The sequence below is a fragment of the Dorea sp. 210702-DFI.3.125 genome (genome assembly GCF_020560945.1).
GTDB lineage: Bacteria > Bacillota > Clostridia > Lachnospirales > Lachnospiraceae > Dorea > Dorea formicigenerans.
Map to the genome: position 1 here is coordinate 80,269 of NZ_JAJCNF010000010.1, position 12,174 is coordinate 92,442.

Consider the following 12,174-nt stretch of genomic DNA (forward strand, 5'->3'; position numbering starts at 1 on the left):
ATTACGCCGCCTCCTTCTTAATTCGGAAAGTACGGCTCTCCGTTGTTTTTGTATATTCCTCATAGATATCCGGATGCTGGTTTTTCAGCTTCTCCATCTGGTCTTTCCCAACCGAAGTACGTCTGGTCGGATTATAGGTAATACGGTAACGGTTCGTACCGTCCTCCAGCACTGCCTTGCAGCCCTGCCCCAGCTGTTCCACAAAAGGAACACTGATTGCCCGCTGTTCTGCTTCGATTTCCTTTTTCCGTTTTTCCAACTGTGACTTTTCCTCCGAAAGGGTAAGATACTTCTCAAGATTTTTTGATTCCAGACCGGAAAGCACAATTTCCGGAATAGATTTGTCTGCAAAACCACCATAATTACGGATATTTGCCAGAACCAGATCGGAATTCCCGTTATGCGGCGGTACTACATTTTTCAATACATGTTCCTGCCAGAAATACGTTTCCTGATCAATGATGTCTTCTTCCTCAATCAGATCACGCTCAATGGTGCGATACACAAACTCATTCTCGTTATTTCCATACAGGCATGCGATAAAGGCTTTCTGCATATTCATCACAGACAGATAATGCCTTACCTGCAGCACATAATGAGCTGGAATACCCTCATCAGCCCACTTATCTTTCGCATTATAATTGCAGGTTTTACATTCCAGAATCGCAAATGTCCCATCCGGCATACGAACAAAAAAATCCACATCTGCAAGCATGAACGGATATAATGGATGCCGGAACATGACACGTACCGGAAATACTTCCAGTCCGGTCTTTTTGGAAAAGATTTCTGCCACCAGATCTTCCAGCCGGTGTCCGACTTCCTTGGCAACCCAGTTGCTTTCCTCTTCCTCCTGAATGACCGGCTGCACACCTGTTTTGTTGTAAAACAGATCCCGGATAGTGGCAAATGGAGAGATCCCCATGATTGCCGCTACATCACTGCCGCCGATTCCTTTTTTGCGGTATTCCAACCAGTCTTCTCTTGACAGGTTACTGATATCCACAACCTTTTCCGGTGTATACTCTGCTTTGTTATTCATTCCAATTCCTCCTAACATTTGACTGCTCCATAAACGTCATATTTTTTCCAGTCTTTTATAAGCGCCTTCGTAATATCCTCCTCCAGCTTCAGGATGCCCTGTCCGGACATTCCTTCACAGGCTGCAAAAAAGGAGGCTTCATTCATGGCATAATAAAGATCATGTGCCGTACAGGCACCTTCCCCGTTCTGGGATACAAATAGCTCCACCACCTCATTCCGGATCTTCTGTTTAATGCCAAGTTCCTTCATCAGCAGCTTCAGGCAGTTCACCGGATTACGGATCTCAATGTCCATAAGCTGAGTAAGATTCTTCATCGCATCCACATAGCGGGCGCATACCTGCTCCAGATTTTTCCGGAAGTCCAGAATCGTTGCCCCTTTATCGTGAGCCAGCTTGATTGGACTTCCCAGACTGATAACGCCGTTTGGTCCGTCTGTCAAAAGCATCGGATACAGATTTGCACCGCTCGCTGCCACGTCAGATATGGTAAAACGAAGTGCCGGTGACAGGATCTTCTCATCCATTCCGTGTGCATCCAGTGCTTTTCGGTAAGTATCCAGAAGTTCCTGACTTCCTCCGAGCTTCCACATGGCAGATACAATGGAATGGTCATAGATACCAGAGCCCTCCATGTAAACACTGCCTTTGAAATTCAGATTCAGATATTCGCAGGTTGTCTCAAACATGGCTTTCATATCAAGGATGCAATAATCATGTTTATCCCCGCCATGTACTGCGGAAACCTTTCCGTCCGCAATCTTAATCAGGGCATCCCCTTTTGCAACCCGCAGGCAGTAATTGACTACCTTCGCATATGTTGCCTTATCCAGCTTGCGAAGCCCGTCTCCATTGACACCTGCGCGGCTTAAAATGGTGCGGATGGCACAGTCACGTACCGGATAGGATTCTCCTCTCATTTTCAGTACAAGCTGCGTATTCTTCTCTGTATCCTCCAAAATTTCTTCCATGGATGCATCTGCCGCATCCAGATTTTGAGCCTCCTTTTCCAGTGGTGCCAGCCGTAACGTATTCGTTGGCTTTCTGATCCATTTGGCATTTCTTCCTCTCTCTGCCAGAAACTCCAGCAGATCTTTTACTTCTGCAAAGGATCTCTCAAATCCATCTGCATACACTCTTGCTTCATTCATGTTCTTATTCCACCTTTCTTAAAATAATATTTATCCATCAACAGCCGAAGCTGGTTGTGGCATGCAACTATGCCGAAACCTAAATGTAAGCACAAAAAAAGAATGAAAAGAGAGTCTTTTCTCTGTTCATTCTTAAAAGTCTGGTTTCTTCCTGAAAAAACAAAAGTGCCACGCAGCCAAAAAAGGCATACCGTGACACTCACTACAAACATAAACTACTTATGCCAGGAATCAGCTCCTGCTGTTTCCTGTAAGTTTGGAGATTCTTATGAATCCCGAAACTCCCCAAAAAGGGTGTGCATAAAATAAACTATATCAGTATACTAGCACAAGATATTCCTCATGTCAATTCAGGCTTATACTATATATGGTGTTTATATTTGTTCAAAATACTACATCTATTTTTCTACTACGAATTCAATCTTCTCTTTCAGATACTCCCGGCAGCCAAACCGAACCGTTCCACACTGCTTTGACTCCTCTTTCGCCTTTTCATTACAGCAGTCCAAGTAGGGACAATCGTTACATTGATTCCGCAGTGCTTCCTTCGCCCATTCAATTTCCTGCTCATTTCCTATAATCCGCACAGACATCCACTTCCTTTGCTATCATCATACCCCAAAATCCATTTTCTATCATCCATAATTTCTTTTTTTGTATCATTTTAGTAAATTACGGTTATATTACGGAATAATCACTATATTTCAAATATATCTCTATTTTATTCCGTAATTTGCTGTAAGTAAATAGTTTAAAATGTGGAAGAGAGGTGTAAATGTATGGATAAAAACTTTATTGGAGAACGCATCAGCGAACTGCGTTTAAAGAAAAATGTATCTGAATATCAGATGAGTCTGGATCTTGGCAAAAATAAAAGCTACATCCAGTCCCTCACTTCCGGACGTTCTCTGCCTACCATGCAGAGCTTTCTGGATATCTGTGACTATCTGGAAGTCACTCCTCAACAGTTCTTCGATTCAGAGCTGCACAATCTTCCTCTGATTGACAAAGCAACTGATCTGATGAAACAACTCGATGACGAGGATATGCTTGCGCTCATTTCCATGCTGAATCGTCTGGCTCTAAAACGCAAATAGATTTCCGTGGCTGCCAAATCAAGGCAGCTTTTATTTTTATCATTTTTTCTTAAAATTTTTCAATCTTAAAGAAAAGCCCCCTATTCCTTAATTGAATGGGTAATATATCCATTCGCCGTACCTTGAAAACAAAAGAAATCTTTCGGGAGATTGATATAGGTGACTGCAGATAGTTTGCATCTTCGCACGCCTGCAGCTTAATAGTTACAAAGTAACACCGTTTTACGTGGCCGGAACGGGCATAGGAACTGGCTTCTGAAAGAATAACATAGACTTTTGGGATTTTAGCTTATAGCGCTTTTATTAGAGAACTTTTACTCAAAATTTGATATAATAATAGACAGGTATCAAGTTGATTCCCTGTCTGTGGAAAGGAGATTCATGATAACTGTAACAAAAAGGGATTTGATTGAATTAGGCTACGGTCCTTCCTTTGCTGCTGATATTATCAAAAAAGCAAAGGAACTTATGGTAGAAAAGGGGCATACCTATTATCAATCCAGAAAATTAGACAGGGTTCCAAAAGAAGCCGTTGAAGAATTATTAGGGATTACTTTGCCCGATAAGCAAGAATGATCGTGCTTTTTGCATTTTAGTAAGGAGTGAAATCATGGCAAAAGATCCAATTAAAAAAGCAGAAAACGGCACTTATTATTTTCGAGCCAACCTCGGATATCATCCTGTAACCGGAAAACAGATTCAAAAATACCGCAGCGGATTCTCAACAAAAAAAGAAGCCCGTGCCGAGTATTCCAAATTGATTCTTGCATCAACGGAAGAATTAGCTGATAAGAAGGAAGACATTACCTTCAAAAAGTTTATTGAAGAAATCTATCTTCCGTGGTACAAAACTCAGGTGAAAGAAAGTACCTACAAGAATCGTTACTCGACCATTCAAAAACACTTTGCCTATTTCTACAAGAAGAAAGTGTCCGAAATAGAAGCGATAAATGTACAGACCTGGCAGCTCAAGTTGGCAAAACAATTCAGTCCAAACTATGTACGCATTGTTCAGGGAATGTTATGTTTAGCTTTTGACCGGGCGATTATCCTCGGACTTGCAAAGAAGAATCCTGCCCGCATGATCGGCAATATCAAATCTAAAAAAGTAAAGATCGACTTCTGGACTTTGGAGGAGTTTCAGAAGGTAATATCCCTGCTGTACAAAGGTGACTACTACGAGCACTATCTCTTCATCTCGTTCTGGCTTTTATTTATGACTGGAATGCGTATTGGAGAGGCTGCCGCCTTACAGTGGGATGATATTGATTTTGAAACAGGTATGCTGATTATTAGTAAAACACTGTACTATAAAACAATGAATGACTACAAATTCGTTGAACCTAAGACGCAGGCAAGCAACCGTACCATTTATATTGATGCTGATACCATCAAGGAATTACAAGAATGGAAGGCGGTCCAGGCAAAGGTTTTACCAAATTGTGGATTCGTACTGAGTTATAACAGTACACCCACCAGCAAAACAACGCTTCCAAGAGCATTAGAGAAATTGGCAAATTTAGCTGGTGTCCACAGAATCAAAATTCATGCCCTGAGACATTCGCATGCTTCCCTGCTTATCAGCATGGGCGAAAATCCACTGCTGATTAAAGAGCGTCTTGGACATGAAAAAATACAGACGACACTAGGAACTTATGGTCATCTGTATCCAAACACCAATATTGAGATTGCAAAGAAGCTGACCGGGGTTCTCAGCTACCAGTCAGCTTCTCAAAGTATTGCTAATTATACCAGTAATCAGCATACTGCAATGTATCACAAAGAAATATAAAAATGCAATGATAATGCAATTTCAAACACCCAAAGCCGCAAAGCCCCGTGGTTACGGGCTTTGTAGCCCAGCGTCAACTATTCAAACTCGATCGTTCCAGGTGGCTTACTCGTCAGATCATAGAATACTCTGTTGACTCCTTTCACCTCGTTTATAATTCGGTTCATGACTTTATTCAATACTTCGTATGGAATTTCTGCTGCCTCGGCTGTCATGAAATCGATTGTCTTTACAGCTCTAAGCGCTACTGCATAATCATATGTTCTGAAATCTCCCATAACTCCTACACTTCGCATATTTGTAAGTGCTGCAAAGTACTGGTTAATATCACGATCAAGTCCAGCTTTTGCAATCTCTTCTCTGTAGATTGCATCAGCGTCCTGAACAATTCTTACTTTCTCAGCTGTTACTTCTCCGATAATTCGGATTCCAAGTCCCGGTCCTGGGAATGGCTGACGAAATACCAGGTTTTCTGGAATTCCAAGTTCAAGCCCAGCTTTTCTTACCTCGTCCTTAAACAAGTCGCGGAGCGGCTCGATGATTTCTTTGAAATCAACGTAGTCCGGAAGCCCTCCTACGTTATGATGAGATTTGATAACTGCGGATTCTCCGCCAAGTCCACTCTCTACAACGTCCGGATATATCGTTCCCTGTGCCAGAAAATCTACTGCACCGATTTTCTTTGCTTCTTCCTCAAAGATACGGATAAATTCTTCACCGATAATCTTACGTTTTGCTTCAGGCTCTGTAACTCCTGCCAGTTTATCATAATATCTCTGCTGTGCATTGACACGGATAAAGTTCAGATCAAACTGACCATTCGGTCCGAATACTCCTTCAACTTCATCTCCTTCATCTTTACGCAGAAGACCATGATCTACAAATACGCATGTCAACTGCTTTCCGATTGCTCTGGATAACAGACCTGCTGCAACAGAAGAATCGACTCCTCCTGATAATGCCAAAAGCACTTTTCCATCTCCGACTTTCTCACGGATTTCTTTGATCGTATTCTCTACAAATGCATCCATCTTCCAGTCTCCGGCGCATCCACAGACACCAAGAACGAAGTTGGAAAGCATCTTTGTTCCTTCTGCTGTATGAAGTACCTCCGGGTGGAACTGAATCGCATACAGATTCTTATCTGCATTCTCTGCTGTTGCTACCGGGCAGTCTGCTGTGTGTGCAGAAATTTCAAATCCCGGTGCTATCTGAGAAATATAATCTGTATGGCTCATCCAGCAGATAGTCTTCTCAGATACATCTTTGAACAACTTAGATTCGGTCTTGTCAACCAGAACCTCTGTTTTACCATATTCACTGACCTCAGCCTTCTCGACTTTTCCGCCAAGCACGTGCATCATAAGCTGTGCACCATAGCAAAGTCCAAGTACCGGAATTCCCATCTCGAATAATTCTTTTGAACAGGTCGGTGCTCCTTCTTCATAGCAACTGTTCGGTCCGCCAGTTAAAATGATTCCCTTAGGATTCATTTCTTTTATCTTCTCAAGATCTGTCTTATAAGAATAGATTTCGCAGTACACATTGCATTCTCTGACACGTCTTGCAACTAACTGATTGTACTGTCCGCCAAAATCAATGACAATTACTAATTCTCTCTTCACAAGATTTTCCTCCTAAATTAAATACGCTAATTTTATTATAATGTACGTCTGTCACCTTGACAAGCAACTTTCTAGCATTCTCTATGTATTCCCACATTTTTCTGAAATTCTCTTTTAAATTCTCTAGAATTTTTTCACATTTTATAAATAATGACTCTGCTTCTACCGAATTTTTTCTTACCTGAATGGCATATAGCAATATCTAACTTACAAGTGCATGCTTTTTCCACTTTCCGCTAAAATAACGGATTCCAAATAATAGTGAACGGAATGCCCAATCGATAATCATAGCCACCCAGACTCCAAAAACTCCAAGCCCAAGATTTTTCCCGAGAATATAACTGGCTCCTACTCGAAAAATCCACATAGATACTGTAGAAATAATCATACATGCCTTTGCATCACCGCAAGCTCTGAATGTTGCCGGCAATGTAAATGATTCAGCCCAAATCAATATTGCACAAAAGCCATGGAACCAGATAATGTGTCTCGTAGCCTCAGATGCAGCTTCTGAAAGATTGTACACTTTTAAAATAAATGGCAATGTGATAAATACAATAAAAATTGTGATTGCCATTCCTATGTGCGTAAGCAGAATTAGTTTTTTATTGTAATATTTTGCCTGTTCATAATCTCCTGCCCCAACACACCTCGCAATTACAGTAGTTACTGCCAAACAGATTGCCTGTCCCGGCAAAATGGAAAATAACGTAATGACATTGCTAACTGCATTTGCTGCAATCGCATAAGTTCCGAATGTGGATACCAGGCTCAGCACCAGAACTTTTCCAAGCTGGAACATACTATTTTCAAGTCCATTAGGAATTCCCACGCTCAATATTTTCCTGATCATGCTCCAATCCGGATTGAAACGAAATGTTCGTTCCAGATGTAACGACCATTTATCCTTTAATAATAGTTTTATTATGATAAATGCTGCTACAAATCTGGACACTAGCGTTGGAATCGCAACACCTTCTGTTCCGCAATGAAACCCGTAAATTAAGATTGCATTTCCACTTACATTGATTGCATTCATAAGCAATGACACCCTCATGGACACTTCTGAATTTCCCATTGCCCGAAATACTGCTGCCCCACCATTGTACAATGCGATAAATGGAATAGATGCTGTCACGATCAGAAGATAAACATCTGCATGATGCATAACATCTGCCTCAATCTGTCCGAACACCCCATGCAAAATCCAATATTTGCACGCATATACAAATGCTGTAATGACAAGGGAAATAAATCCCATAGACCACATGAGCTGTGTCGTAGACTTACATGCCTGTTCTTTATTTTTCTGTCCAAGGTACTGTCCTGCAACAACAGCACCTCCTGTTGCCAGTGCTGCAAATATATTAATCAGAAGGACCATAATCTGGTCTACCAACGAAACACCAGACACCGCTGCTTCACCAACATTTGCAACCATAATGGAATCTGCCATTCCAACCAGCACTGTTAAAAGCTGCTCAATAATTAATGGTACAATTAAAGATACCAGAGCCTGATTATCAAACAGATAATGACTCCGGTCAACATTACATTTTTTCATAATTCAAAAAACTCCTCACCGCACCTATTATACGACGAGAAGTTTTTCCCCACAAGATTAATTTTCTTTTGATCTTCTATCATTAGATCTTCATTCATAAATATCCTGATGACTGCTTATGCTGCAAAGTACTCTGAAATTTCATCAAACAGATCCTGGCAGTTTTCATCGTAAACTTTTAACTCAATTTCTTTGTTGAGTCCCAGATTCATCAGACCTAAAAGTGACTTTGCATCTACAACGGCGCGTCCGCTTTCCAGATCCATATCATAAGGGTACTTTTCAACTGTTCTAACAAAATTCAGAACGTCTTCAGGGCTCGAAAATATGATTGTTCTCTGACTCATAATGTCATACCTCCTTTGCTGTGCTACATGTTAGCACAATCGGAGACGGAAAAAAAGAGACAAATACGCCAAAATATTAGCTTTCAAAATCCCTTTGTATGCACAAATCTGATATTTTTAACAGTATCTTAACACCGCTTAATGCTGTCTTAGCATATGTTGATGAAGATACTTCTCTTTCGTAGCAAGTCCACCACGGATATGCCTTTCCGACTTATTCTGATCCAACACCTTCCTTGCCTCCCCCGCCAGTGCCGGATTGATCTGCAGCAGACGCTCCGTGACGTCCTTATGTATCGTGCTCTTGCTCATTCCGAATTTCTTCGCAGTCTGCCGGACAGTCGCTTTATTTTCAATAATATAATATGCGATTTCCACCGCCCGCTCTTCAATATAATCCTTCATAGAAAACCCCTGCATAGTTTGTTTTTTTACAATCTATGCAGGGATGTGGTGATGTATGTCTGCTTCACCCTTTCCTAGAAAAATACGCCTTTCACAAATATCTCGATTCCAATACCAGTCAGAATCACTCCACCTAAGACATCTGCTTTTCCGGCCAGCTTTGTTCCTAATGTCTTTCCAAGATATAAGCCTGTCTCACATATCGCAAATGTCACAACTGCAATGATAATGGAACAGACCAGCGCCATAACAAATCCATAATCTGCAATAGTAAATCCTACAGATAATGCATCAATGGATGTTGCAATTCCCTGCAGCATCAATACTGCGAAACTTAATTTTTTTACTTCTTCAATTTCTTCTTCGCCTTTTGCTGATTCCCATATCATGCTTCCGCCAATATAAAGCAATAGTATTAATGCAATCCAAGGGATACATTTCTGAAACTGACCAAATAGCTGCACAATTGTATGTACGCAAATCCAACCCACCATAGGCATCAGAAACTGAAAAAATGCATACACTCCTGCAATATAGGCCATACGAGATTTCTTCATCTTTTTTTCATTCATTCCATTCGCAAGTGACACAGAAAATGCATCCATTGCCAACCCCACTCCCAAAAGAGCGCTGTTCATAAAAAACAAAAAATTCCAGTTCATCGTTCATTTCCTCCTATATAAAAACCAGGTACAGCTGTCTGCCATACCTGGTCAATACTTCCATATAAAGAGAGTCCACGTATAAGCTTTACAGCCATACGTGAGTCTCACAAATTAAAACAAGCCAGATCTAAAAGATCAGTATGTTGACTTGTTGCGTTCAGAATCCGTTTTCATCTGATATACGCCTGCTACTCCCTCACAAATCATAATCTTTTACAAGGAGACACGATAACATAATTGATAAATTTTGTCAATAAGCGTGTCGTTTATTGACAGAATTTATTTTCTGCAATTTATTTTCTGATGCTTTATTTTCTGAACTTATTTTCTGAAGACATTTATGAAGCTATCCCTTTTTTCCATATACGAACTTCAAAGCCAGTGATTCTTTCGGGCATGATGCCACACATTTTCCACATCGGATGCACTCTGCAGAATTGGGATTCTTCACTGGATCTACATCCATTGGACATATGTTATGACATTTTCCACAGGAGACACAAGTTTTTTTATTGCATTCCATATGGTAAATGCTGACTTTATTCAGTAGTCCGTAGATTGCTCCAAGTGGACACATGACTTTACAGAAGAACCGGCAGACAGACAGGCAGCCGATTAAAGTTATGATCAAAATACATGCTTTCACAGAAAACAGTGCTCCCAGTATTGCGCGTAACTCCGGGTGCGTACTTAAAAGTGGAATTCCACCTTCCAGCGTTCCTGCCGGGCAAATGTATTCGCAAAACGCCGGGCTGCTCATTCCCAGCTCATTGACCATCGTAACCGGCATGATAACGACAAACACTGCCATCAACACATTTTTTACATAAGTAAGCCATTTCCATAATTTTTTCTTTGAAAATGGAAAGAACCACTGACTGCCTGCATAGCTCCAATCGGACAGGCAAGTCTTGCAGCCGGACATGAATAACAGTTCATTCCGGGATTGCAGAACTTTTTTCCAGCTTCCTTTGTAAATCTGACCTGATACGAAATTTCCAATATATGTATTCGAGTAGACAAATGCCGCTACTTGAACAATTTTTCGTTTCATTTCCTGATTAATCTTCATATCACTTATCCTAACCCAATACATTCCAGGCAGATATTCACCGCCTTATTAAATATGATAGCTGTTTCTCCCCGGCTAACACCATATATAATCATAACTGCCGCCACACAGAAACCTAATACCTGCACTGCAATCTTGTTATTTCTGCTCATTCAAATAATCCTCTACCTGCTGTTTGTATTCTTCTACCTTCGCACCTACAATAGCTTCTCCTACAACTTTTCCGTTTTTATCAATAAATACTGTTGTAAGAACGCCTGCCAGTTTATTAATGAACTGGTCAAATGCTCCCGGTGCAATAACATTTTCATAAGTTACACCCGTTTTTTCCACAATCTGCTGTGCCAGTGCATATTCGTCAGAATCTACAGTTTCTACATCTACGATTGCTCCAAGCATCTGTACGTTGTCAGGCATTTCCTCATTCCACTTTGCAAGTTCCGGCATCTCATCGATACAAGGATTGCAGAATGTTCCCCAGAAATTCACGACTGTTAAATCTGCCTGTGAAAAGATATCATTGGTGACTGTATTGCCTTCCAGATCTGTCGTAGAAAATACATTTACAGCAGACGGAAATGAAGCATTCTTTGTCCCAGCTATTCTTCAGAACTGCTTTCAGTACATCTGCCGGATCTGCTGCTACCCAGCCAAATCCTGGAAGATAGAACTCTGCCCAGCAATGCTGATTCTTTGTGATATCTGTATCATTGATACGAACACCGAACATTTCTCTTGCAGGAATTCCTGATGCACGGCAAAGGCCTACAAATACGGAGTTAATGTCTGTACATTTTCCACCCTTTGTATCAAGAAGTACACATACATCTCCCTGGCCACAACCTTTTACACTCTCATCACGGTTCATATTAGCGATAATCCAATCATAAATTGCTCTTGCTTTGTCAAGATAGTATCTTTTCCCTTTGTAATTTCGTCAGCTGTCTCTTTTACAACTCCGTCTACCGGGATTGTGCTTGAGGCCTCAAGATACTCGTCTAAGTCAGATCCCGGCTCACCCTCTTCTTTGAGCTCTGGACGTAAGATTTCTTCTCTGTCTACGTGGAAAGAACATGTAGCTGTACGGTCAGCGGCTGCTGTGTCTTTATCCCACTCAATGTAAAGCATTTTGTTTCCAAGTGCATCTTCTGTAATTTTTCCTTCAGCACCGTTTACATCGTAAGTTACGTCTTTGATTGTCTGATAATCTGTATCCTGAGCAACCGGAACATCATATAATACAGAACTGGACGATCTGAAAGCAAAATACACTGGTGCAAAGTCTGTCGGTGGTGAGGCAAAAGCAAGTACACTGATCATTAAGAAATAGTCAGTCAAATTATTACTTATAAAATTATTTAAGTCCAGCTAATAAATGTCAATAGTTAAATGAGAAAAAAATTATTTTGTTTTC

The 12,174-nt window shown here is 40.9% G+C and carries 16 protein-coding genes; 3 read left to right on the plus strand and 13 right to left on the minus strand.

The features are described from left to right. Position 1: 1 nt before the first annotated feature. The 3 genes from LI164_RS06840 to LI164_RS06850 form a co-directional block, all read right to left on the minus strand. Positions 2 to 1,060, minus strand: a complete 1,059-nt coding sequence (locus tag LI164_RS06840; protein ID WP_005333354.1) for a YqaJ viral recombinase family protein — start codon at positions 1,058 to 1,060, stop codon at positions 2 to 4. Continuing rightward, a complete protein-coding gene (locus tag LI164_RS06845; protein ID WP_227086912.1) occupies positions 1,054 to 2,193 on the minus strand; it encodes a transposase in 1,140 nt (379 codons plus the stop codon). The genes LI164_RS06840 and LI164_RS06845 overlap by 7 nt, the downstream gene beginning before the upstream one ends. Positions 2,194 to 2,591: 398 nt before the next feature. Further along, on the minus strand, positions 2,592 to 2,786 hold the full coding sequence (locus tag LI164_RS06850) for a hypothetical protein (RefSeq protein WP_005333351.1): 195 nt from the start codon (positions 2,784 to 2,786) through the stop codon (positions 2,592 to 2,594). A 186-nt stretch (positions 2,787 to 2,972) separates the two neighbouring features. On the opposite strand from LI164_RS06850, the gene LI164_RS06855 reads away from it, so the two are divergent. The 3 genes from LI164_RS06855 (at position 2,973) to LI164_RS06865 (ending at position 5,082) form a co-directional block, all read left to right on the plus strand. Further along, positions 2,973 to 3,290 carry a helix-turn-helix domain-containing protein gene (locus tag LI164_RS06855; RefSeq protein ID WP_005333350.1) on the plus strand — a complete coding sequence of 106 codons (318 nt, stop codon included), beginning with the start codon at positions 2,973 to 2,975 and terminating at the stop codon, positions 3,288 to 3,290. 381 nt (positions 3,291 to 3,671) lie between these two features. Continuing rightward, positions 3,672 to 3,866 carry a DUF3173 domain-containing protein gene (locus tag LI164_RS06860; RefSeq protein ID WP_005333349.1) on the plus strand — a complete coding sequence of 65 codons (195 nt, stop codon included), beginning with the start codon at positions 3,672 to 3,674 and terminating at the stop codon, positions 3,864 to 3,866. Between the two features lie 34 nt (positions 3,867 to 3,900). Then, entirely contained in the window at positions 3,901 to 5,082 is a 1,182-nt protein-coding gene (locus LI164_RS06865) for a tyrosine-type recombinase/integrase (RefSeq protein WP_005333347.1), read from the plus strand. A gap of 77 nt (positions 5,083 to 5,159) precedes the next feature. Here LI164_RS06865 and guaA read toward each other — a convergent pair whose 3' ends face one another. The 10 genes from guaA to LI164_RS06915 form a co-directional block, all read right to left on the minus strand. Continuing rightward, positions 5,160 to 6,707 (minus strand): glutamine-hydrolyzing GMP synthase, encoded by a 1,548-nt coding sequence (guaA, locus tag LI164_RS06870; RefSeq protein WP_005333345.1) that lies wholly within the window; start codon positions 6,705 to 6,707, stop codon positions 5,160 to 5,162. Between the two features lie 202 nt (positions 6,708 to 6,909). Beyond that, positions 6,910 to 8,271 (minus strand): MATE family efflux transporter, encoded by a 1,362-nt coding sequence (locus LI164_RS06875; protein ID WP_227086913.1) that lies wholly within the window; start codon positions 8,269 to 8,271, stop codon positions 6,910 to 6,912. A 116-nt stretch (positions 8,272 to 8,387) separates the two neighbouring features. Further along, positions 8,388 to 8,618 carry an HPr family phosphocarrier protein gene (locus LI164_RS06880; protein ID WP_005333338.1) on the minus strand — a complete coding sequence of 77 codons (231 nt, stop codon included), beginning with the start codon at positions 8,616 to 8,618 and terminating at the stop codon, positions 8,388 to 8,390. Between the two features lie 138 nt (positions 8,619 to 8,756). After that, positions 8,757 to 9,023, minus strand: coding sequence for a sporulation transcriptional regulator SpoIIID (spoIIID, locus tag LI164_RS06885; RefSeq protein ID WP_005333337.1), 267 nt, complete (start codon positions 9,021 to 9,023; stop codon positions 8,757 to 8,759). 74 nt (positions 9,024 to 9,097) lie between these two features. Further along, on the minus strand, positions 9,098 to 9,685 hold the full coding sequence (locus tag LI164_RS06890; RefSeq protein WP_227086914.1) for a manganese efflux pump MntP family protein: 588 nt from the start codon (positions 9,683 to 9,685) through the stop codon (positions 9,098 to 9,100). 349 nt (positions 9,686 to 10,034) lie between these two features. Continuing rightward, positions 10,035 to 10,760: a hypothetical protein gene (locus LI164_RS06895; protein WP_331464347.1), complete on the minus strand. Its 726-nt coding sequence runs from the start codon at positions 10,758 to 10,760 to the stop codon at positions 10,035 to 10,037. A gap of 5 nt (positions 10,761 to 10,765) precedes the next feature. Further along, positions 10,766 to 10,912, minus strand: coding sequence for a CD1871A family CXXC motif-containing protein (locus LI164_RS06900; protein WP_005343008.1), 147 nt, complete (start codon positions 10,910 to 10,912; stop codon positions 10,766 to 10,768). Then, positions 10,899 to 11,363, minus strand: coding sequence for a thioredoxin family protein (locus LI164_RS06905; protein WP_227086917.1), 465 nt, complete (start codon positions 11,361 to 11,363; stop codon positions 10,899 to 10,901). The genes LI164_RS06900 and LI164_RS06905 overlap by 14 nt, the downstream gene beginning before the upstream one ends. After that, positions 11,278 to 11,628: a transglutaminase-like domain-containing protein gene (locus LI164_RS06910; RefSeq protein ID WP_255642262.1), complete on the minus strand. Its 351-nt coding sequence runs from the start codon at positions 11,626 to 11,628 to the stop codon at positions 11,278 to 11,280. The genes LI164_RS06905 and LI164_RS06910 overlap by 86 nt, the downstream gene beginning before the upstream one ends. Next, the gene (locus LI164_RS06915) at positions 11,625 to 12,098 is read right to left on the minus strand and encodes a hypothetical protein (protein ID WP_227086915.1); all 474 of its coding nucleotides are present in this window, start codon (positions 12,096 to 12,098) and stop codon (positions 11,625 to 11,627) included. The genes LI164_RS06910 and LI164_RS06915 overlap by 4 nt, the downstream gene beginning before the upstream one ends. Positions 12,099 to 12,174 lie beyond the last annotated feature (76 nt).

Bases quoted from the DNA above. Each gene is read 5' to 3' on its own strand.
- LI164_RS06865 (WP_005333347.1), top strand. From the start codon at position 3,901: ATGGCAAAAGATCCAATTAAAAAAGCAGAAAACGGCACTTATTATTTT.
- LI164_RS06860 (WP_005333349.1), top strand. From the start codon at position 3,672: ATGATAACTGTAACAAAAAGGGATTTGATTGAATTAGGCTACGGTCCT.
- spoIIID (WP_005333337.1), bottom strand. From the start codon at position 9,023: ATGAAGGATTATATTGAAGAGCGGGCGGTGGAAATCGCATATTATATT.
- LI164_RS06880 (WP_005333338.1), bottom strand. From the start codon at position 8,618: ATGAGTCAGAGAACAATCATATTTTCGAGCCCTGAAGACGTTCTGAAT.
- LI164_RS06875 (WP_227086913.1), bottom strand. From the start codon at position 8,271: ATGAAAAAATGTAATGTTGACCGGAGTCATTATCTGTTTGATAATCAG.
- LI164_RS06910 (WP_255642262.1), bottom strand. From the start codon at position 11,628: ATGAACCGTGATGAGAGTGTAAAAGGTTGTGGCCAGGGAGATGTATGT.
- LI164_RS06895 (WP_331464347.1), bottom strand. From the start codon at position 10,760: ATGAAGATTAATCAGGAAATGAAACGAAAAATTGTTCAAGTAGCGGCA.
- LI164_RS06845 (WP_227086912.1), bottom strand. From the start codon at position 2,193: ATGAATGAAGCAAGAGTGTATGCAGATGGATTTGAGAGATCCTTTGCA.
- LI164_RS06900 (WP_005343008.1), bottom strand. From the start codon at position 10,912: ATGAGCAGAAATAACAAGATTGCAGTGCAGGTATTAGGTTTCTGTGTG.
- LI164_RS06890 (WP_227086914.1), bottom strand. From the start codon at position 9,685: ATGAACTGGAATTTTTTGTTTTTTATGAACAGCGCTCTTTTGGGAGTG.
- LI164_RS06840 (WP_005333354.1), bottom strand. From the start codon at position 1,060: ATGTTAGGAGGAATTGGAATGAATAACAAAGCAGAGTATACACCGGAA.
- LI164_RS06855 (WP_005333350.1), top strand. From the start codon at position 2,973: ATGGATAAAAACTTTATTGGAGAACGCATCAGCGAACTGCGTTTAAAG.
- LI164_RS06850 (WP_005333351.1), bottom strand. From the start codon at position 2,786: ATGTCTGTGCGGATTATAGGAAATGAGCAGGAAATTGAATGGGCGAAG.